The sequence below is a fragment of the Azospirillum sp. P4_B5 genome (assembly GCF_056402275.1).
The window spans coordinates 44,763-64,745 of sequence record NZ_JBFUHT010000022.1; the positions used below are offsets into that span (position 1 = coordinate 44,763).

The window sequence follows — 19,983 nt, forward strand, 5'->3', positions numbered from 1 at the left end:
GGAACCAATGAACGTTCTTGTAACGGGCGGGGCCGGCTTCATCGGCTCCCACATCACGCACCGCCTCGTGTCGCTCGGCCACCGGGTGACGGTGATCGACAACGAGTCCACCGGGCTGCGCTCCAACGTGCCGGCGGAGGTGCGCTACATCCGCGGCGACGTCACCAACCCCGCCGATCTCGACACGGCGTTCGAGGAGGTGCCCGACGCGGTGATCCACATCGCCGGGCAGGTGTCGATCATCCGCGCCTTCAGCAACCCGGTCAGCGATCTGCGCACCAACGTGGAAGGGACGGTGAATGTCCTTCAGCAATGCGTGGAGCGCGGGGTGAAGCGCCTGCTCTACGCCAGCTCGATGAGCGCCTACGGCAACGCCGAGACCGTGCCGACGCCGGAGGACACGCCCTGCTCCCCGGTGTCCTACTACGGGGTGACGAAGTACGCGGGTGAGCGCTACGTCCATCTGACGGCGGCGCGGCCCGACCTGCCGGGCGGTCTGGCCGTCACGTCGTTCCGCATGTACAACGTCTACGGACCGCGGCAGGCGGTGGACAACCCCTATCAGGGGGTGCTGGGCATCTTCCTGGGCAACATCATCCGCGGCGAGCCGATCCGCATCTACGGCGACGGCAAGCAGACCCGCGACTTCGTCTTCATCGACGACGTGGTGGACGCCTGGGTCGGCGCGCTCGACAACCCGGCCAGCCACGGGAAGATCTTCAACCTCGGCAGCGGGCGGCAGACCAGCATCAGCGAACTGGCCGACCTCGCGCTGGGGGCACTCGGTCGGACGCGGGCGGACCATCCCGTGCTCTACCACCCCGAACGTCCGGGCGAGCAGCGCAGCGTGCAGGCGGACGTGACCTACGCCGGGTCGGTGCTCGGCTGGACGCCGCGCACGCGGCTGGAGCAGGGGCTGGCGGAAACCGTGCGCTGGGCTCTGCGTGAGAGCGGGCAAGCGAACGGCATGGCGGAGCGCGCCGTGGCCTGAAGGTCATTTTTCGAGCCGGCCAACTTTCGAGCCGGCCAGGGATGGCTTCGGCAACGCCATCAAGCAACAGGAGTGGAATGATGCGGATCGCTGTTGTGGGGACCGGCTATGTCGGTCTCGTGTCCGGCGCCTGCTTTGCCGAATTCGGCATCGACGTGTGCTGTGTGGACAAGGATGAAACGAAGATCCGGCGCCTGAGGGGCGGCGAGATTCCCATCTACGAGCCCGGCCTCGACGTCCTTGTGGCGCGCAACATGGCGGCGGACCGTCTGTCCTTCACCTCCGACCTCGCGGTCGCCATGGAGGGGGCGGACGTGGTGCTGATCGCGGTCGGCACGCCCTCCCGTCCCGGCGACGGCGGGGCCGACCTGACCTACGTCCACGCCGCGGCGGCGGAGATCGCGCGGACCATGTCCCGCTACACGGTCATCGTGACCAAGTCGACGGTACCGGTCGGCACCGGGCGCCAGATCGCCGCGCTGGTCCGCGACATCAACCCGCGCGCCGAGTTCGACGTGGTGTCCAACCCGGAATTCCTGCGCGAAGGCTCGGCCATCGGCGATTTCATGCAGCCCGACCGCGTGGTGATCGGCGCCGACTCCGAGCGGGCGCGGGCGGTGATGGACGCCCTCTACCAGCCGCTGATCCGCGCCGGGACGCCCTTCGTGCGCACCGGCATCGAGACGGCGGAGCTGACGAAATACTCGGCGAACGCCTTCCTGGCCTTCAAGATCACCTTCATCAACGAGGTCGCCGACCTGTGCGAGCGGGTGGGGGCCGACGTGCAGGACGTGGCGGAGGGCATGGGGATGGATGGACGCATCGGGCGCCCGTTCCTGAACGCCGGGCCGGGCTTCGGCGGCTCCTGCTTCCCCAAGGACACCGAGGCGCTGGTGCGCACCGGGCGGCAGCATGGCGCGCCGGTCCGGCTGATCGAAACGGTGGTGGACGTGAACCGGGCGCGCAAGCGGCTGATGGCCGGACGGATCCTCCAGGCCTGCGGGCCGGACGCGGCGGGCAAGCGGATCGCCGTGCTGGGCATCACCTTCAAGCCCGACACCAACGACATGCGCGAGGCGGCGAGCCTGGAGATCATCCCGCTGCTTCAGGAGGCAGGCGCCACGGTCCATGTCTACGACCCCGCCGGCATGGAGGAGGGGCGCCACCTGCTGCCCGGCGTGGTCTGGCATGACGATGCCTACGCCCCGCTCGCGGAGGCCGACTGCGTCGCCATCCTGACGGAATGGAACGAGTTCCGCGCGCTGGATCTGGGCCGCGTCCGCAGCCTGATGCGCCGCCCGGTGATGGTCGATCTTCGCAACGTCTACGCTCCGGCGGCCATGGCGGCGGCGGGATTCCACTATTGCTCCGTCGGACGGCGCGACGTGCGGCCCGACGCGGCGAAGCGGCGCAAGGCGGCGGAGGCCATGCTCCTCAGCAACGGCTTCGCGGCGGACTCCTGCGTCCTGCCCTTCTCCGGTCAGCTTGCGGCGGCCGCCTCAGACTTGGCTGACTGACGCGGGCGCGATGCCCGCGGACCCGGTCACGCACCGGCGTCCTGAACGGGCCGTCCCCGCCCCGGCGACTGCCTGGCGGTGATGGCCCGGTGTGGGGGCCGGCTGGGATCTCCCGATTCCGAAAGACGCAGCCATGATTGGCTTGGACGCGCTGACCGGCAACCGACGAGACTTCATGCCCCGTGTGCCTCCCGGCGCACGGGGCGGTGCCCGTTCTCCCCATCCGGACGGACGGACTGGCAGGCGGGCGCCGATCACGGTTCTGCTGATCGACGACCGCTCGCTGTTCGGCGAAAGCCTCGCCGCCGCCATCAACGCTTTTGCGCCGGACGTGGCGGTCAACCACCGGCGCAGCGCCACGGCGTTGGCGGACCTCCCCGCCGCCCTGCGCGGAACCGATGTGGTTCTCGTGAGCATCGGGCGCGCCGACCCGGCGAAAGGCGGCATCGGCCAGCTTTTGGACGCGCTGTCGGGCGGCGGCCCCCATCCTCCCGTCGCCGTCCTGGCCGACCGGCCCGGTCCGGCGGTGACCGCCGCCGCGGCGCGTCTCGGCCTGCGCGGGGTGCTGAGCGGCCGGATGCCGCTGGCCGAGGTGATCGCCGCCTTGCGGCTCATCCACGGCGGCGGTACGGTCAGTCCCGATCCCGGCCCCTTTCCAGGCTCCGATCCCGGCTGAGCGCTTGCGGACCGGCCGGTTCGGCCGACTGCCAGGCCTTGCGCACGGCCTCGGCGCGGTTGGAGGCGCCCAGCGCCCGCAGGATGCCGCGGACATGAACCTTCGCCGTGTTCTCGCTGATTCCCAACTCCTGCGCGATGACGCGGTTCGACTTCCCTTCGCGAAGCCGTTGCAGCACGCCACGCTGACGCGCGGTCAGCGCCGCTCCGCCGGATGTCATGGGCGGATCGTCCTCCATGGCCTCGCGGCGCGGCAGCAGGCGGTGGAGGAAGGGAGAGGGGAAGAAGGTGCCGCCGCCCGCCACCAGACGGACCGCCTCCTGGGCGACGGCGAGGCCGACGCTGGTCGGCAGGCATCCCCGCACGCCCAGCCGGCTGGCTTCCAGCGGCAGGTCCTCCTCCCCGTCGGACAGGATGACCAGCGGCGTGCCGCCAAAGGCTCCGGCGAGGTCGCGCAACGTCGCCAGGACGCTGCCGTTTGGCGGGGTCAGGCTGACGACGTTGCACAGCACGACGGCGGGAGGGGGATCTCCGGCGAGCATCGCCTTCGCCTCGTCCAGCGACGCCGCGGTCCGCATGGTCAGGGACGGGTCGCGCAGGCTGAGGCCGGCGGATAGACATTCGCGGGTCAGCGGGGTTTCATCCAGAAGAAGGGCTGCGATGCTCCGGCGCCCGTTCACCGCTTCCGGGCCGCGTGCGGGGGCGCAGGGCGATGGAACCGGCTTCCCGCTCGATGCCATGAAGGATGTCTCCCGACCCGTTTTCCTGGTCTGATGCTGCGCTGCACACATGTGGCCGTCAACGTCAATCCTGCGTGGAAGTAACCATGTCGGACTTTGCCTTTACCTCCTATTTGATGTGTTTCCGCTGGAACTCTGTGTCTTCCGGAGAGGTCTCGGTCATCGCCATCCGGAAGCGCAATGTCTTGGCCTTGTCGTCTTACCATTGGTCAGAGCGCACCGATCCCTGACTTGTGCCGTTTGGGGCTGTTCTTTCGGCCGCAAAGCAGAAGGCGGTACGCGGCGGCTTTGCCCCTCCCGGCTGCAGGATGAGGCGGAACCGGCGTTCAGGGCCGCGCCCATCCTCACAAAGGCGTACGGCGTCGGCGAAACACGGTCCGATGGGCGCCGGAATGGGTACGGAACAAAACGCCGACCCGCTACAACCTTGCATCGAAGTGCGTATTTACCGGGCGCGCTGTTCTGGTAACGTTGAAAACATCAAATGCAAACCGCGCAAGCATTCCTGATGATCTTCCAACAGAAACAATCCATGTGGTCGGCAGGGAAAGGCGCTGAAAATGAAGAAGCTGAAATCTTTCCGAGTATCCGCGAGCGGACGCGCTCACCCGAAAATTGAAAATTCTCTCACCGGCGGTGGCGGGCAAAGGCTCGCCGCCATGGTCTGACAAGGTGAGAAGACTTGGTGTTTGATCGAAAGGGGGAGCGGATGACGACGGAAATCAAGCAGAAAGTAAGGATCGCCCCAGGCATCGCCCCAGGGATCGCTCCAGGCATCGCCCCAGGGATCGACGTGGTCCTGGTGGACCCGAACAGCCTGACTCGGGATTGCTTTTCGCTCGGCCTCGGCACGCTGTGCCAGGACATGACCGTGCGGTCGGTGGCCTCGCTGAAGGACGCCGCCGGTATCCTGGCGCGGGACGGGCGGACGGAGGTCGTGCTGTGCAACATCGGTGCGCGGATTGGGCTGAACGACGTCCTGTGCGCGGCCATCCGTGACGCCGTATCGGCCTGTCTGCCGGTGCCGCTGGTGATCATCTCGGACCGCGATGATGGCGGGATGATCCTGGAGAGCCTGCGCCTCGGCGTGCGCGGCTACATCGTGCCCAGCCTCGGGCTGGGGGTCATGCTGGAGGCGATCCGGCTGGTCGCCGCCGGCGGCACGTTCGTGCCGGCCACGTCGCTGCAATCGCTGATCGCGCCGGCGCCGGGCGGCGTTGCGGTTCCGCAGACCCCGCCGCCGGGCGCCGCCGTGCCGGTGACCGACCGGATCGGCGGACTGACCCCGCGGGAAATGGCCGTGCTGACCTGCATGCGCGAGGGCAAGTCGAACAAGCTCATCGCCTACATGCTGGGCATGTGCGAGAACACCGCCAAGGCCCATGTGCGCAATGTGCTGAAGAAGCTGGGTGCCACCAACCGGACGGAAGCCGCCTTCATGGCGCACGCCCATCTGTCCCGTGGCGCGGTGCTGGAGACGAACCAGCCCTGATCGATCGGTGCCGTGACGGAACGGTGCGGGACCCGCCCGCGCCGTTCTTGCGCGTTGCGCTCAGTTCTCCTCGCGCATGACGCGGCACACCGCTTCCGTCCGGTTGGTGGCGCCGAGCCGCCGCAGGATATTCCTCACATGCACTTTGACGGTGCTTTCCCGCATCCCCAACTCGTGGGCGATGACCTTGTTCGGCTTGCCCTCCTGAAGGCATTCCAGGACGGCGAGCTGGCGCGGGGTCAGTTGGGCCAGGTGCGGCTTGCCGTTGACCACGGGCGCCGGGACGGATAACGCGGCGTGCAGCAGCGGGTCCGCCACCGTGCCCTGGTCCAAGATCAGCCGGTGCAGGATGGTTGCCGGAATGAAGATGCCGCCCGCGGCGACCAGCCGGATCGCCTCCAGCGCCATGGCCAGGCCGACGGTCGTGGAGATGTAGCCGTGCGCGCCCTGGCGGATGGCCTCCAGCGCAGTCGCCGTCTCGTCGGAATCCGACAGCATGATCAGCGGGATGCCGTCCAGCACATCCAGAAGCTCGGCCAGCCTCGGCCGGAAATCCGGATCGGAGGCGAGCCGCCCGCTGAAATTGGCCAGCGCGACGTCCGGTGAATCGTCCCGCCGCACCACGCTTTCCAGGTCGGCCAGGGATGCCGCCGTCAAAACCCGAACCCCCCGTCCGCACAGGTTCAGGCTGGTGGACAGGCTTTCCCGCGTCAGCGGCGTTTCGTCGTGCAGGATGGCCGTGACGATCTGGCCCTCCCCCAGGGGCCGCGTCCCCCCGGACATCCGGTAATAGGACCCGAACGAACCGGGGTCGTTCATCGGGGCGGCGGTCAAGCGAGTGGCCGCCAGGATGTGATTGGACGTGAAGGATGTGGCCGATGGGGCGTGGCGGAAGGCGTTGGGCAGGCGCGCTCCGTCTTTGCACGGCAACATACAAAATCTCCCTCAGCCACACGCCATGGACACGCCCACCCGTGGAACCGCCCGGGATCGCCGCCAACGTCGCCGCCGACATTACCGGAGCGAAGACTTTGGCCCTATTCGATCAAATGAACCGGATCAAGCGGGAAGGCGATGCTGCAAGAGGTCTGTGCGACCGCTTAGGGCCTATAACATAGCAACCAATTTTGACCGTCAATCGCAAACAAGAACGTAATACTGTGCGCAGATATCCGCAAAGTACCCCCAAATTAGTAATTTTTTCAAAGCTGTAACAGTAATCTTGAAACCTTTGCTTGTCGGGACAAGCGATATCTATTCTCAGGGAGGAATGGGCGGAGGGTGTTTCATCGCGTTGTATCCGTGTGGGCCACGGAGGGGCAGGTCAGCGCCATCTTCTGGGGAATGCCGAGGTGGACGACGCTTCCCGTTTCCTGTCCCTGGGCGCGGATGGCGTTCCAGTCGGCCTCCGCGTCGTTCCAGAACCAGACGCGCTCTCCCGGATCCGCCAGATGATAGCGGTTGCCGTAAAGCCGGTTGCCGGCGGCGACCACCGCGTTGTCGGCGTCGACGTCGGTGACGGCGCCGACGCGCGCGTTGGCGTTGCGGATGACGATGCGGTTGTCGAAGATCTCGTTGCCGACGGCGGGGGTGTAGGGCGCGCGGTCCTGGGACACCACCGTCACCGCGTTGCCGTAGCCGCCCGGCACATCGACGTCGTTGCCGTAGACCTTCACGCCCTGGGCGCTGGAAATCAGGATCTGGGCGCCCCAGAACCAGCCCTGGCCGCGCTGCCCGTTGTCGGCGACCCGGTTGTTGCGGATCACCCCGTCGTAGCTGATCTCGTAGGTGATGCCGTTGTCGGCGTTGCCGAAGACCAGATTGTCCTCGATCACCAGCCGGTGCACGTCGATGTCGGCCCAGATCCCGGCGCCCACATTGTCGTGGACGCAGTTGCCGCGGATGATCCCGCCGCCTCCGGATTCGGTGACCTTGCCGCCGCCGCCCTCCCAATGGAAATCGACGCCGGCGTAGCCGTTGCGGGCGATCTCGTTGCCGGCGATCAGGAAATCCGTCCCCGACCCGGAAAAGCCGGCGTGGCCGTTGTCGAGGATGCGGTTGTCGAGGATGCGGCTGCCGTTGCCGGCGTTGACGCCGACGCCATGGTTCAGGCGCAGGACGGTGTTCCGGATGGTCCAGCCGGGGCCGAACTCCGCGTCCACGGCGGCGGCCTGGATGGGGGCGGCGTATTTCTCGATGGTCAGCGCCTGGATGACGACGCCCGACGCCGTGCCGCCGAAGGCGCGTGGGGTGACGCTGGTTTCCACGGTCCGACCGGTGGGATCGTCGCCGATCACGATTTCGTCGGCGTCGTAGTCGAAGAACCAGCGCCCCGGCCCGACGGCGGACCGGCTGCCGACATGGAGCATCGGCGCGTCGTCGATGAACAGATCCTCCGGGCGGGCGCAGCGGGGAAAGCCGGAGCGGCAGAACTCCGCCGCGTTGACCCGGCCCTCCTGCGTCTGCCCGCGGGCCACCCAGACGGGGCCGCGTCGGACGAAGGCGGTGAGCCGTCGCGCTCCGCTCAGCACCGCGCCGGGGGCGCCCTCGAACAGGTTGCGGTCCTTCGGCACGATGGAGTGCAGGCGGTGGACACCGGCTTCCAGCCGGAAGCGCGTGCCAGGGGGATGACGGTCCACCGCCGCCTGGACGTCGGCGCCCGGCCGCAGGGAGACGGTGGGAGGCTCCGCCCCCGTCGCCGTCATCGGAAGGCCGGCAAGAAGGAGGGCCGCCGCCGCGAGGCGGGCAGGGCGGGCGGCATGCCGCCGGGACTTGGCGCGTCCGGATTCCATGGTGGCCTCGATGCGTCGTCCTGCGGTGACGGGGCGGCGGGCGAAAACGCTACCACGCGGGTCCGCCTGCCAGAATCGTCAAACCGGATGATCGACCTTCGTCGGCGTCGGGTCTTGACCAGAGGGAACCGGAGCGGCCACCGGCCGTTGCCCAAAGGCACCCCCCAATCGTTCGAGAGCGTGTCATGGCCTCCCGCATCGAGGATTACGCCCTTCTGGGAGACTGCGAGACCGCAGCCCTTCTGTCCGCCGAAGGTTCCATCGACTGGCTGTGTTGGCCGCGCTTCGATTCCGATGCCTGCTTCGCAGCCCTGCTGGGCACGCCCGAGAACGGGCGCTGGCTGCTGCGCCCGAGCGATCCCGACGCCCGCACGACCCGGCGCTACCGCGGCGACAGCCTGATCCTGGAAACGGAGTTCGAGACGGCGGAGGGTGCCGTCACCATGATCGACTTCATGCCGCCGCGCGGCGAGGCGTCCGACATCGTGCGCATCCTGCGCGGGCGGCGCGGGCGTGTCGCCATGCGGATGGACCTGACCCTGCGCTTCGGCTACGGGCACGTCGTGCCGTGGGTGACGCGGATCGCCCCGCACACCCTGCGCGCCATCGCCGGGCCGGACATGGTCGTCCTGCACACCAGCGCCCCGATCCACGGCGAGGATCTGAGCACCGTCGCCGACTTCACCGTCGCGGAGGGCGAGAGCATCAGCTTCGTGATGACCTATTGCCCCTCGCACCTGCCGCTGCCGCAACCGGTCGATGCCGAACAGGCGCTGGCGGAAACCGACCATTTCTGGCAGGAGTGGAGCGGGCGTTGCGCCTACAGCGGCCCTTGGCGGGACGCGGTGATGCGCTCGCTGGTCACGCTGAAGGCGCTGACCTACCGCCCCACCGGCGGCATCGTCGCGGCGCCGACGACCTCCCTTCCCGAACAGCTCGGCGGGGTGCGGAACTGGGACTACCGCTATTGCTGGCTGCGCGACGCCACCCTCACCCTGCTGGCGCTGATGAACGCCGGCTATCTGCAGGAGGCGCGCGACTGGCGCGACTGGGGCCTGCGCACCATCGCCGGCAGCCCGCAGCAGATCCAGATCATGTACGGCATCGCCGGGGAGCGCCGCCTGCTGGAATGGGAAGTGCCCTGGTTGCCGGGCTACGAGGGGGCGAGCCCGGTCCGCGTCGGCAACGCCGCGGCCCCCCAGCTCCAGCTCGACGTCTATGGCGAGATGATGGACGCGGCGCATCAGGCGCGGATGCGCGGCATCGAGATCCAGCCGGAAGCCTGGCGCGTGCAGTGCGCCTTGCTCGACCACATGGAATCGGTGTGGGACCAGCCCGACGAGGGCATCTGGGAGGTGCGCGGCGGGGCGCGGCATTTCACCCATTCCAAGGTGATGGCCTGGGTCGCCGTGGACCGCATGGTGAAGAGCGCGGAGAGGTTCGGCCTGGATGCGCCGCTGGACCGCTGGAAGGCGCTGCGGCAGGCCATATGCGAGGACGTCTGCGCCAACGGCTATTCGAAGGAGCGGAACAGTTTCGTCCAATATTACGGAGCCAGCCACGTCGACGCGGCGCTGCTGATGTTGCCGATGCTCGGCTTCCTGCCGGTGGACGATCCCCGCATCCGGGGCACCGTCGCCGCCATCGAACAGGAACTGATGCAGGATGGCCTCGTCATGCGCTACCGGACGGAAAGGACCGACGACGGGCTTCCCGACGGGGAGGGGGTGTTCCTGGCCTGCTCCTTCTGGCTGGCCGACGTCTATGTGCTGCAAGGGCGTCAGGCGGAGGCCGAGGAGTTGTTCAACAGGCTGCTCGCCCTGCGCAACGATCTGGGCCTGCTGTCGGAGGAGTACGACACGACGGCGAAGCGGCTGGTCGGCAACTTCCCGCAGGCCTTCTCGCACATCGCGCTCATCAACACCGCCTTCAACCTGACCCGTGCGGAGAAGCCGGCGGAGCAGCGCAAGGACGGGGACTGACGGCGGACAAGGAAAGCCCCTCCCGCCGACGGGGGCGGGAGGGGCGTGTTTGGCACGGTCAGCGGCTGGTGCTGCCCGTGGTGGTGCCGGTGGTGCTGGTGCGGCTGGTGCTGTCCGTTGTTCCGCTCATCCCAGTGCCGGACATGCCGGTGCCGGACGTGCCGGAGGTTCCGGAGGAGCTTGTTCCGGACCCGCTCATCCCCGTGCCGCCGATCCCGGTGTTCGATGACCCGGTGGTGCCGAGCCCGGCCATGGCCGATGCTCCGGCGGTGGTGCCGGTGCCGCCGAACGTCCGCTCGCGGACGCGCAGGTTGTTCTGCACGTGGCGGACGCCGGATATGGTCTCGGCCATGTCTTCGGCGCGGCGTTTGGTCCGGCGGTCGTCCACGCTGCCGCTCAACGTGACCTCGCAATTGCTGACGGTCACGTCGATCTCCGACGCGTCGATGTAGGGATCGTCGGTCAGCCGGTCGTTCACATCCTCGCGGATGCGGTCATCGGAGCGGGTATAGCCGCGCGGGCCGCGCCCCCGGTGGTGCTGGGCGCCGGGATCGTCGTTGCGGGCGTCCATGCGGCGTCGTCGTTCCGCGTCCTCGTCGCCGAACCAGGAGGCCATCTCGTCGCCCGCCCGCTCGAAAAATCCGCGCTCCTCGTTGCGGCTGTAGCCGCTGCCGCCGCCATAGCCCATCCGGCCATAGTCGCGGTTGCCGTAGTCGCGGCTGCTGTAGTCACGATTCCCGGTGCCGCGCGACCCGTAATCCATGCCGCCATAGTCGCGGCTGCCGTAATCACGGCCGCCATAGGCTCCGCTGCCGTAATCGGAACGCCCGAAGCCGCCGCGGTAGCCGAAGTCCTGGCCGTAGTCGCCACGGTCCTCGTAGCTCTGACGATCCTCGCGGGAGCGCCAGTCGCGTTGGCCCTGGCCGTAGGAACCGCGCGCCCCGTAATCGCGGCCATAGTCGCGATTGCCGGAGCCTTGGCCATAGGAACCCTGGCCATAATCGCCCCGGCCTTCCTGCTGGCGCCAATAGTCGCGGCCGTAGTCGAAGCCTTCGCGGCCCTGGCCCTCATAGCCGTATCCGGGCTGGCGGCCGCCGCCGCCCATCATGCCGGAGCGGCCGGACTGGCCCGATCCGGATTGACCCCAATTCGATTGACCGAACTCGTCACGGCCACGGTTCTGGCCACGGTTCTGGTATGAACCGGCGCTCCACTCACGGCCTTCGCCGCGCTCGCGGTCGCGCTCCCACCGGTCGTCGTCGCGGCGGGTGCCCTGGTCGTTCCTCCACCTGGATTCATAGTCGGACATGGGATACTCCCCATTTGGACGGTGCCCGTTCGCCGGGCGTCCGCAAACAACAGGGGAGGTGGCGAAGGATCGCGGACCGGCGGTGGCTTTGCCATGCCATTGGTCACGTCTTTGCCATGCGCCCCGCACAGGCCAGCCAACCGGAGCGCCCTCGGGAGCCCGCGAGCGCCCGCAATTCCAGCATTCATGCGCTCGGCCGGCGCGTCGCGTGGAGGCCGCAGGGAATCAGGCGAAGGCGCCCCCCTTGAACGCCGCGGCGAAGGAAACATATGTGCAACATCGCCGGCGGATGGCCGTAACTTTCGGGTGACCGACCGGCGAACCCCCTTCCGGGTCGTGATTCAGCGGTTGACCGGCGTCGCCATCTGGATTACTGGCTCGAACACCGCTCTCCCTGGCCGGTTCGGCCGGCTGCCTCGACCCATCCCCATGGTCCTGGCGCCGCCGATGGCCGGGGAGACCCCCGAGATCCGCATCGACACGCGATGCACGCCCGTCCGGCAGCGTTGAATGCCGGCTGAGATGTTGTGAAGCAAGAAGGACGTATGACGTTTGATAACAAGCGCCGCCGCGCGGCGCCCAAGGGCGGCAACCGCCCGAACTCGAATTTTGGCGGCAACCGCCCGAACACGATTGTTGGCGATGTGCGCAGCGGCAAGTCCGGCGGCCCGCGTTTCCAGAAGAACCAAAACCCCAAGCCCTACGAGCGCCCAAAGGCGACCCGCCCGCCGGGTGCGCCGGTTCCCGGCCCGGTGCCGGGCAACGACGAAATTCTGTTCATCCCGCTCGGCGGCTGCTCGCGCATCGGCATGAACATGGCCCTCTACGGCCATGCCGGGAAATGGCTGATCGTGGACGCCGGCGTCGCCTTCATGGGCGACGAGGCGCCGGGCGTCGACAGCCTGATGGCCGACCCCTCCTTCATCGAGGAGCGGATGGACGAGGTGGTCGGGCTGGTCGTCACCCACGCCCACGAAGACCATATCGGCGCCATCCACCACCTGTGGCCGGGGCTGGAATGCCCGATCTACGCGACTCCCTTCGCCGCGCACGTGATCCGTGAACGGCTGAAGGAGTCCGGCGGCCTGCGCCACGCCCGCATCCGGGTGTTCGAGCCGGGCGCCTCCTTCGAGATCGGTCCCTTCGGTATCGAGACCATCACCGTCACCCACTCGATCCCCGAGCCGGTTTCGGTGGCGATCCACACCAAGGCCGGCACGGTCCTGCACACCGGCGACTGGAAGTTCGACCCGCACCCGCTGGTCGGACCGACCATGGACCTGGACGCGCTGAAGCGTCTGGGCGACCGCGGCGTTCTGGCGATGATGTGCGACAGCACCAACGCCAACGTCGACGGCACCACGGGGTCGGAGGCGGACGCCCGCGCCGGCCTGATCGAGGCCTTCGCCGGACGCAAGGGCGCCATCGCGGTGACCGGTTTCGCGTCCAACGTCGCCCGCATGCAGGCGGTGGCCGAGGCCGCGGCCGCCCACGACCGCAAGGTGGTGCTGGTCGGCCGGTCGATGCTGCGCATGGAGAAGGCGGCCCGCGCCAGCGGGTACCTGGAGAAGGCTCCGGAGTTCATCTCCATCATGGAGGCCTCTTGGACGCCGCGCCGGAATCTCGTGTTCCTGTGCACCGGCAGCCAGGGCGAGGAGCGGGCGGCCCTCAGCCGGCTGGCCCGCGACGGCCACCGCGAGCTGTGGCTGGAGAGCGGCGACACGGTGATCTTCTCCGCCCGCGCCATCCCCGGCAACGAGGTGGTGCTGGCCGATGTGCAGGACCATCTGAAGGCCAAGGGCGTGACGGTGGTGACTCCCGCCGACGCGCCGGTGCATGTGTCGGGCCACCCGAAGCGGGACGACCTGATCCGCATGTACGACCTGATCCGCCCGCGCTTCTCCGTGCCGGTGCACGGCACCATCGAGCATCTGGAGGCCCACGCCCGTCTCGCCCGCGCCTGCGGCGTGGAGCGGGCTCTGGTTCCGGAGGACGGTGATATCCTGCGGATCGCGCGGGAAGGCACTGCGGTGATCGGCCATATGGAGGCCAAGCGCCTCGCCAACACCGGGCGGGAACTGATCCCCTGGACGGGCCTGCCCGTTGCGGAGGATGCGGACGCCCTGGCCGAAGCCATGGAATCGATGGCCGCCTGACGCGGCCATCCTTCCCCACCGTCACGTTTCATAGGGCCACGAATCACCAGAAGGGGGACACCCGCCCTCCGTTCGCGCGCACCAGGGGCCGGCTCACGGCCCTGTTTTTTCTTGGAGAGTTGCCAATGGCTGGCTATCCCGCCGACCGGCTTTCCTTTCCCGACATCCTCGACCCGGTGCTGGAAGCGCCGGACGGGGACGACACCGCCCTCGACCGCGCCATCAACGAGGTGGCCGAGGCGCTGGCCGACAGCGGGACCCTGATCGTCGATGCCCTGGGCCAGGCGGCCTACGGCGTGACCGACGAGGAGGCCGTCCTCGGCCTGATCGACACCTACATCCGCGTCCTCCTGCATCTCGGCGAGGTGGAGGAGGCGGCGGACATGGGCGAAGTGATCGAGCGCATCCAGAATTTCCAGCGCCGCCGCAAGCGCCGCGGTTCGCGCGCCTCCTGATTCCACCCTTCTCTCAGAACCCTTCTCTCAAACTGGCGGGACGGTTCCGCCGCTCAGCCAGCGGGTCGCCAGGGCGCGCAGCCGCGCGGTCTGCTGCCGCTGGCGGTAGACCGACACGGCGTAGCCGATCCCGATGAAGCCGACGATCACCACCCAGAAGCCGAACAGGTAGCGCCAGTCCGCCCCCGCGGTCAGCAGAACCAGCAGGACCAGCGTCACCACCCCCGCCACCACCCCGCCGATGATGCGCATCCGCAGGAAGGCCGCCTCGTCGCTCTGTTCGAAATCCTCGGCCAGCGCCTGGATTTCCAGTCCGGCCTGACGGCGGGCCTCCGCCGCCGGGTTCAGCGCATCCATGCCATCTCCATTCAGTGTGTCGGGCTTTGGAGCCCAGGCGCGATGATCCGTCACATTCGCCTGCTATGAAAGGAAGAACAGGCGAAACGCGCTTCCGGCCCTCCGCGCTCACGGTGCGAGCCGGCCGCTTCGGGGGAGTCTCCAACCATGCAGACCGGCTATGTGCGCACCTACGAACGCATCGCCCCGCTCTACGACGCGCTGGATTTCGGTTATGAGGTGATGTGGAAGCGGCGCCTGCGGCGAAGCACCTTCCGTGGCCTGTCCGGGCGCATCCTCGACGCCGGTGCGGGCACTGGCTGCAACATTCCCTTCTACCCCGCCGCCGCCCGCGTGACCGCGGTGGACGCCAGCCCGGCCATGCTGGCCCGCGCCGCCAGGCGGGCGGACAAGCTGGGACGGGCGGTGGGCTTCCAAGTGCTGGATCTGGCCGCCACCGGCTTTCCCGACGGCCATTTCGACCATGTGGTGGCGACCTTCGTCTTCTGCGTCCTGCCGGAGGAGCTTCAGGTGCCGGTTCTGGCCGAGATGCGGCGCATCCTGAAGCCGGAGGGGACGCTGCGCATCCTCGACTACACCCAGTCGGAGCGCTCGGCGGCCCGGCTGTGGATGCGCGTGGTGTCACCCTGGCTGAGCTTCGCCTTTGGCGCCCGCTACACCGCCGGCTACGAGGCCCATTTGCCGCAGGCCGGCATGGGGGCGGTGGACAGCCGCTTCGTGTTGGGCGACTGTGTGAAGCTGGTGGAGGCCCGCGCGGGCTGAGCCGCCGGGCCTTTCCCTCGGCCGATCAGCCGGCGCGCCGTTGCTCGTGGGCCGGGCCGCCGCCGAAATGGTCGAGCGCCTGGGCGAGTGCGTCGTCGAACACCTCTGCCTTCTCGGTGAAATAGTCGAAGTAGCCGTAATGACGGCGCAGCGGCAGCTCGGTCAGCGAGCGGATGCGGTAGGCCGGGTCGTTCAGCGTGCCGCGCTCCATCAGCTCGATCACCCGGCGCAGCCGCGCGACCTCCGCCTTGTAGGAGTTGGCGAACCACTGGCGGATCTTCCAGTTCTCCACCTCCAACTGGTTGCGCGGCACCGGCCCGATCCAGGAGACGGGGAAGGGAGCGGCCACCGTCACCTCGTCGAAGCCATGCAGCTCCGACAGGATGATGCTGCGGTGATAGGCACCGTCGATCAGCCCGCCGGGGGCCTCCTCGAAGCCGTAGAGATACAGCCAGAGGGCGCTTTCCACCGCTTCCGCGGTGATGTCCTCAAGCCCGACCTCCCCGGCCATCAGGCGCCGGGCGGCGGGGTTGCCGTGAAGCAGCCCGTTGCCGGAGCGGAAATCGTAGGTGTTGAAGACGACGCCGACCTCGGCCTCGTTCAGGGTGCGGGCGATCTCGGCCACGGTGTCGCGGTCGCGCACCGGGGCGTATTGGCGGGCCGGCATCAGCCGCTCCAGCACCGCCGAGGGCGACAGCGGAACATCCAGCCAGCGCCGCGCGTGCTCGCCCAGCACCGGGCGGAACACGCCCTTGTGCCCGAACATGGCGGTCTGCCAGGCCTGGAGCAGCCCGCCGGACGCCCCCTTGTGTTCGAGAAGCAGGCGGCGCACGTCCTCGCCGCGCAGCCAGGCGGCCAGCACGACGATCTGCCCGGAGGTCACCGTGAACAGGTCGGGCATCCGCTCCAGGCGGTCGAGCGCCGTCAGCACGCCCGCGCCGTGCAGGTTGAACCCACCGAAGCCGCCCAGGGCGACCGCTCGTTTCTGCATGTCAAAGACTCCAACCAATGAACAACCGGCCCGCGCGGCGCCGCTGTCGCGGACCGCCGCCGGGCAAGACCAGCCGCCGCGCTTTGCAGACGGGTCTGCCGGGCGCGGCGTGGCGTTACTGCCGATGTGTCAGGGAAAAATGCGGCCCGTCCGGCGTCAGCCGGCGGCCCGGCCGCCATCCAGGCGGTGGGGATCAAGATCGGCCGTCCGCCCTTTCAGAAACGCGGCCAGCCGGCCCAGCAGGGACCGGAGATGGTCGGCACGCATCCGCGCGGCCTTGCGGCGGATGATCTGCAGGTCGCGTTCGGAGGGAAGGGCGGAAGCGAAGTGCGAAGGCGTGTTCATAAGGGACCTCCTCAAAGGAATGAGAAGGCGTCTCCCCCTCGGGAAAGGGCTTATCGTTATGTTGCAGTGCACAATATGGGGCAGCGCCACTGCCCCGTCAAGGCGGGTCCGCTTTTTGTCCGCCGCGTCCGCTGTACAGCCCCTGGCCGGGAGGGGGCTCAGTCGCCGGTCCGGCTCAACGGATCGTGGTTCAGAAGATCCTGGATGGCGCTTTGAAGCTGCCGCGGCGTGACCGGCTTGCGCACCACGGCCAGCCCGAGCGCCGCCGCGTCGCGGTCGCAGTCGGTGCCGATCTCGCCGGTCAGGATGATCGCCGGAACCGGCGATCCGACCAGCCCGCGGATTTGCGCAATGGCTTCCGTTCCGATCCGGCCGTTGCGCAGCCGGTAATCGGCGATGATCAGGTCCGGGCGGCGGTCCAATCCGCGCAGTCGCTCCAGCGCCTGTTCCGCGGAGCCGGCGACGGCCACCTCGTATCCCCATTCCTGGAAGATGGTCCGCAGACCCAACAAGACGATCACGTCGTCCTCGATCAGAACGGCCAGCCGGCCGTCGCCGGTCGGGGTGGTCTCGGCTTCCGGAGCAGGTAGGGGGACGGCTGGAGCGGTGGTGCGCGGCGCCTCGATGGAGAAGACCGAGCCATGGCCCGGTTCGGAGCGAACCGATACCGGATGGTTCAGCAGCCGGGACAGCCGCTTCACGATGGCCAGCCCCAGGCCGAGCCCCTGGCTGCGGTCGCGTTCCGGGTTGCCGACCTGATGGAACTCTTCGAAAACCTTGGTTTGTTGCTCCGCCGAGATGCCGATGCCGCTGTCCTGCACGGTGATGCGGACCGTGCCGTCCCGGGCTTGGCAGGACACGCGGACAAAGCCCGCCTCGGTGTAGCGGATGGCGTTCTCCACCAGATTGCGGAGCATCCGGCCGAGCAGCAGCCGGTCGCTGCGCACCGCCAGATCGGGAGCGGGTTGGACGACGGAGAACTCCAGCCCTTTGCTGGCGGCGATGGGGACGTAGGCGGCCTCGATCTCCTCCAGCATCGGGCACAGGGGCACGGTGCCGATCTGCGGGGTGATGACGCCGGCATCCAGGCGGGACACGTCGAGCAGACTGTCGAGAAGGTTCTTCAGCGTCTCCAGCGCGCGTTCCAGCGAGGCCAGCGGGGGGCGCCCCTTGTCGGGGTCGACATGATGGTGCAGGACCCCGGCGAACAGCAGGGCGGATTGCAGCGGCTGCCGCAAGTCGTGGCTGGCCGCGGCCAGGAACTTCGACTTGGAGATGTTGGCCTCGTCGGCCTTGGCCTTGGCGTCGCGCAGGGCCTCCTCCATCGCCTTGCGCCCGGTGATGTCGATGTTCAAGCCGCAGAGCCGGACCAGGCGCCCGTTGTCGTAGACGGGGCGCCCGATCGCCATGATCCAGCGCACCCCGTCGCGCGGATGGAGGATGCGGAACTCCCCGCGGTAGTCGGAGCGCCGGGCCTCCAGCACGTCCTTCGTGAACCGGCGCACCGAGTCCCGATCCGCCGGGTGCACCAGCGCGAAGAAGCTGTCCTCGCCGGGCTTGAAGCTGTCCGGAGTGACGCCGTACAGCCGGTACATGCCATCCGACCAGGCCAGCGTGCGGTCGCGCTGGTCGAAATCCCAGATCCCGGCCTCCGATGCCGCCAGCGCGATGGTCAGCCGCTCCTCGCTGCGGCGCAGCGCCTCCTCCAGCGCCTTGCGCTCGGTGATGTCGAGGTTCAGGCCGCTGAAATGCAGCGGTGTGCCGTCCGGACCATAATTGACGCGCCCGATCGACGAGACCCAGCGGATGGCGCCGCCCGGTTGGACGATCCGGTATTCCAGCTGGACGTAGGTCTGCTGTTTGGAGAGGATGTCCGATTGCGCCTTCAGGGTGGCGATGTCGAAGTCGTCGGGGTGGACCACCGACCGCCACACGGCGCTCGTCGATCCGTGCACGGCGGGATCGAGGCCGAAGATGCGGTAGGTTTCCTCCGACCAATGCCCCTTGTTGGTCGTCAGATCCCAATCGAAGGAGCCCGCCATGGCCGATTCCAGGGCGAGGCTCAGCCGGTCCTTGCTCTTGCGCAGATCGTCCTCGGCCTGACGGCGCCGGGTGATGTCGAGAAGATAGACCGACATGCCGTCCGCGTGGGGAAAGGCCCGCATCCAGAACCAGCGCCCGGTGCGCATGCCTCGGAACTCGGCGTCGGTGGGCACCTGCTCGACCATCGCCTGATGAGCCTTGTGCCACAGCGGCGTGTCGACCAACTCCGGAAAGGCATCCCACAGCGATCGTCCGCGCAGGTCGCGGCCCTGGGCGATCAGGGTGACCGCCTTGTCGTTCAGGGAGGTGAAGCGCCAATCGCGGTCCAGTTCGATCACGCCATCCACCGTGCTTCCGAGCACCGCCGCCATGCGCAACGCGTTGCTGCGCGCCAGCTCATGCGCGCGCAGGAAGCGCCACAGGCTCCAGCCGGCGGTCAGCCCGGCGAACAGGAAAAGCCCGGCGAAGATCATGAGCGTGCGCCGGGCCGCCGCGTTGACCGGCCGCATGGATTCGTCCTTGTCCAGGCTGACATGGACGTAGAGGTTAGGGACGCCGGCGGCCAGCGGCGACACCGCCGTGATCCGCATCCGGCCCTCCGGCCCGGGCGTTTCGATCACACGCCGCTCGCCCCGTTCCAGCAGAGCCTGATAGGGCGTGTGCAGCGGCCTGCCGACGGTGTCCGGCGTTTCGGGCTGGTGCGCCAGGACGATGCCGGAGCGGTCGGCGATCACCACCTCCGCGTTGTCCGGCAGGCTCTTCTCGCGAAGGAACAGATTCAGCCAAGTGGTGTCGAGGAGCACCGTCGCCACCCCGGCCGGAACTCCGTTCTCGTCCTTGTAGGCGAGAGCGAAGGGAATGGAGGGGCGCCCCGTGGTGCGGGAGGTCAGGGTGGCCCCGTTGGTCTGTTCTCCGGTGGTCAGTGCCTCCTGCCAATAGCTGCGGTCGGCGACCGACAGGCCACGTGCCCGAGGTTCGGTGGAGCACCAGATGGTTCCGGACCGGTTGCTGATGCTCACCGCCAGATATGGGGGAAACTTTGCCTTGATCCGAAGAAGCGTTTCCTGGCAGGCCGCTGGGGACAGCCGTCCTATGCCCATCTCGGTAAGAGCAACCAAAACGTGTTCGATGTCGTCGGCGATGCGCTTCTGTTCGGACTCGACCTGATCCAAAAGCTGCATCGACTCCAGGCGGATTTCTGTTTCACGCGACTTGCGCAATTCAAGGATGTTGTACACCTCGAAGGCGACCAGCGGTAACGCAACCAAAAGGAAAAGAATCGACAACCGACGCGCCGACCATCCAGGCCGCTGGTCCGGCTCGTTGGTCTTCACCCGTATCTCCTTACTCCACCCTTCTTCGGGCGAAGATTGCCA

General features: G+C 68.2%; 16 protein-coding genes. 8 read left to right on the forward strand and 8 right to left on the reverse strand.

Annotation, left to right across the window (positions count from 1 at the left end; genetic code table 11):
- Positions 1-7: 7 nt before the first annotated feature.
- The 3 genes from AC1DVI_RS18140 (at position 8) to AC1DVI_RS18150 (ending at position 3,184) form a co-directional block, all read left to right on the forward strand.
- Complete coding sequence (locus AC1DVI_RS18140; RefSeq protein WP_476959149.1) at positions 8-991, forward strand: SDR family NAD(P)-dependent oxidoreductase; 984 nt, start codon at positions 8-10, stop codon at positions 989-991.
- 80 nt (positions 992-1,071) lie between these two features.
- The gene (locus AC1DVI_RS18145; RefSeq protein ID WP_476959150.1) at positions 1,072-2,508 is read left to right on the forward strand and encodes a UDP-glucose dehydrogenase family protein; all 1,437 of its coding nucleotides are present in this window, start codon (positions 1,072-1,074) and stop codon (positions 2,506-2,508) included.
- Between the two features lie 133 nt (positions 2,509-2,641).
- Positions 2,642-3,184 carry a DNA-binding response regulator gene (locus AC1DVI_RS18150; RefSeq protein WP_476959151.1) on the forward strand — a complete coding sequence of 181 codons (543 nt, stop codon included), beginning with the start codon at positions 2,642-2,644 and terminating at the stop codon, positions 3,182-3,184.
- Here AC1DVI_RS18150 and AC1DVI_RS18155 read toward each other — a convergent pair.
- A complete protein-coding gene (locus AC1DVI_RS18155) occupies positions 3,141-3,923 on the reverse strand; it encodes a response regulator transcription factor (RefSeq protein ID WP_476959152.1) in 783 nt (260 codons plus the stop codon). The genes AC1DVI_RS18150 and AC1DVI_RS18155 overlap by 44 nt on opposite strands.
- A gap of 709 nt (positions 3,924-4,632) precedes the next feature.
- Here AC1DVI_RS18155 and AC1DVI_RS18160 point away from each other — a divergent pair.
- On the forward strand, positions 4,633-5,415 hold the full coding sequence (locus AC1DVI_RS18160; RefSeq protein WP_476959153.1) for a LuxR C-terminal-related transcriptional regulator: 783 nt from the start codon (positions 4,633-4,635) through the stop codon (positions 5,413-5,415).
- A 60-nt stretch (positions 5,416-5,475) separates the two neighbouring features.
- Here the strand turns inward: AC1DVI_RS18160 and AC1DVI_RS18165 are convergent, their stop codons facing one another.
- Both AC1DVI_RS18165 and AC1DVI_RS18170 read right to left on the reverse strand, forming a co-directional pair.
- Positions 5,476-6,348: a LuxR C-terminal-related transcriptional regulator gene (locus tag AC1DVI_RS18165; RefSeq protein ID WP_476959154.1), complete on the reverse strand. Its 873-nt coding sequence runs from the start codon at positions 6,346-6,348 to the stop codon at positions 5,476-5,478.
- Positions 6,349-6,701: 353 nt separating this feature from the next.
- Complete coding sequence (locus AC1DVI_RS18170) at positions 6,702-8,207, reverse strand: right-handed parallel beta-helix repeat-containing protein (protein ID WP_476959155.1); 1,506 nt, start codon at positions 8,205-8,207, stop codon at positions 6,702-6,704.
- A gap of 185 nt (positions 8,208-8,392) precedes the next feature.
- On the opposite strand from AC1DVI_RS18170, the gene AC1DVI_RS18175 reads away from it, so the two are divergent.
- Positions 8,393-10,189 carry a glycoside hydrolase family 15 protein gene (locus AC1DVI_RS18175; protein ID WP_476959156.1) on the forward strand — a complete coding sequence of 599 codons (1,797 nt, stop codon included), beginning with the start codon at positions 8,393-8,395 and terminating at the stop codon, positions 10,187-10,189.
- A gap of 58 nt (positions 10,190-10,247) precedes the next feature.
- On the opposite strand, the gene AC1DVI_RS18180 is transcribed toward AC1DVI_RS18175, so the two are convergent.
- The gene (locus AC1DVI_RS18180) at positions 10,248-11,498 is read right to left on the reverse strand and encodes a BON domain-containing protein (protein WP_476959157.1); all 1,251 of its coding nucleotides are present in this window, start codon (positions 11,496-11,498) and stop codon (positions 10,248-10,250) included.
- A 545-nt stretch (positions 11,499-12,043) separates the two neighbouring features.
- On the opposite strand from AC1DVI_RS18180, the gene AC1DVI_RS18185 reads away from it, so the two are divergent.
- Positions 12,044-13,654 carry a ribonuclease J gene (locus AC1DVI_RS18185; protein WP_476959158.1) on the forward strand — a complete coding sequence of 537 codons (1,611 nt, stop codon included), beginning with the start codon at positions 12,044-12,046 and terminating at the stop codon, positions 13,652-13,654.
- Positions 13,655-13,779: 125 nt separating this feature from the next.
- A complete protein-coding gene (locus AC1DVI_RS18190; RefSeq protein ID WP_149167249.1) occupies positions 13,780-14,109 on the forward strand; it encodes a hypothetical protein in 330 nt (109 codons plus the stop codon).
- 27 nt (positions 14,110-14,136) lie between these two features.
- On the opposite strand, the gene AC1DVI_RS18195 is transcribed toward AC1DVI_RS18190, so the two are convergent.
- Complete coding sequence (locus tag AC1DVI_RS18195; protein ID WP_149167250.1) at positions 14,137-14,466, reverse strand: hypothetical protein; 330 nt, start codon at positions 14,464-14,466, stop codon at positions 14,137-14,139.
- A 147-nt stretch (positions 14,467-14,613) separates the two neighbouring features.
- On the opposite strand from AC1DVI_RS18195, the gene AC1DVI_RS18200 reads away from it, so the two are divergent.
- Positions 14,614-15,228 (forward strand): class I SAM-dependent methyltransferase, encoded by a 615-nt coding sequence (locus tag AC1DVI_RS18200; protein ID WP_476959159.1) that lies wholly within the window; start codon positions 14,614-14,616, stop codon positions 15,226-15,228.
- A 25-nt stretch (positions 15,229-15,253) separates the two neighbouring features.
- On the opposite strand, the gene AC1DVI_RS18205 is transcribed toward AC1DVI_RS18200, so the two are convergent.
- From AC1DVI_RS18205 to AC1DVI_RS18215, 3 genes are all read right to left on the reverse strand, one after another.
- Positions 15,254-16,219, reverse strand: coding sequence for a hypothetical protein (locus AC1DVI_RS18205; RefSeq protein WP_476959160.1), 966 nt, complete (start codon positions 16,217-16,219; stop codon positions 15,254-15,256).
- A gap of 156 nt (positions 16,220-16,375) precedes the next feature.
- The gene (locus tag AC1DVI_RS18210; RefSeq protein ID WP_476959161.1) at positions 16,376-16,564 is read right to left on the reverse strand and encodes a hypothetical protein; all 189 of its coding nucleotides are present in this window, start codon (positions 16,562-16,564) and stop codon (positions 16,376-16,378) included.
- A gap of 158 nt (positions 16,565-16,722) precedes the next feature.
- The gene (locus AC1DVI_RS18215) at positions 16,723-19,941 is read right to left on the reverse strand and encodes a PAS domain-containing protein (RefSeq protein ID WP_476959162.1); all 3,219 of its coding nucleotides are present in this window, start codon (positions 19,939-19,941) and stop codon (positions 16,723-16,725) included.
- Between the last annotated feature and the right edge of the window lie 42 nt (positions 19,942-19,983).

Coding starts and splice junctions, on each gene's coding strand:
- AC1DVI_RS18140 (WP_476959149.1), top strand. CDS start 8: ATGAACGTTCTTGTAACGGGCGGGGCCGGCTTCATCGGCTCCCACATC.
- AC1DVI_RS18145 (WP_476959150.1), top strand. CDS start 1,072: ATGCGGATCGCTGTTGTGGGGACCGGCTATGTCGGTCTCGTGTCCGGC.
- AC1DVI_RS18150 (WP_476959151.1), top strand. CDS start 2,642: ATGATTGGCTTGGACGCGCTGACCGGCAACCGACGAGACTTCATGCCC.
- AC1DVI_RS18155 (WP_476959152.1), bottom strand. CDS start 3,923: ATGGCATCGAGCGGGAAGCCGGTTCCATCGCCCTGCGCCCCCGCACGC.
- AC1DVI_RS18160 (WP_476959153.1), top strand. CDS start 4,633: ATGACGACGGAAATCAAGCAGAAAGTAAGGATCGCCCCAGGCATCGCC.
- AC1DVI_RS18165 (WP_476959154.1), bottom strand. CDS start 6,348: ATGTTGCCGTGCAAAGACGGAGCGCGCCTGCCCAACGCCTTCCGCCAC.
- AC1DVI_RS18170 (WP_476959155.1), bottom strand. CDS start 8,207: ATGGAATCCGGACGCGCCAAGTCCCGGCGGCATGCCGCCCGCCCTGCC.
- AC1DVI_RS18175 (WP_476959156.1), top strand. CDS start 8,393: ATGGCCTCCCGCATCGAGGATTACGCCCTTCTGGGAGACTGCGAGACC.
- AC1DVI_RS18180 (WP_476959157.1), bottom strand. CDS start 11,498: ATGTCCGACTATGAATCCAGGTGGAGGAACGACCAGGGCACCCGCCGC.
- AC1DVI_RS18185 (WP_476959158.1), top strand. CDS start 12,044: ATGACGTTTGATAACAAGCGCCGCCGCGCGGCGCCCAAGGGCGGCAAC.
- AC1DVI_RS18190 (WP_149167249.1), top strand. CDS start 13,780: ATGGCTGGCTATCCCGCCGACCGGCTTTCCTTTCCCGACATCCTCGAC.
- AC1DVI_RS18195 (WP_149167250.1), bottom strand. CDS start 14,466: ATGGATGCGCTGAACCCGGCGGCGGAGGCCCGCCGTCAGGCCGGACTG.
- AC1DVI_RS18200 (WP_476959159.1), top strand. CDS start 14,614: ATGCAGACCGGCTATGTGCGCACCTACGAACGCATCGCCCCGCTCTAC.
- AC1DVI_RS18205 (WP_476959160.1), bottom strand. CDS start 16,219: ATGCAGAAACGAGCGGTCGCCCTGGGCGGCTTCGGTGGGTTCAACCTG.
- AC1DVI_RS18210 (WP_476959161.1), bottom strand. CDS start 16,564: ATGAACACGCCTTCGCACTTCGCTTCCGCCCTTCCCTCCGAACGCGAC.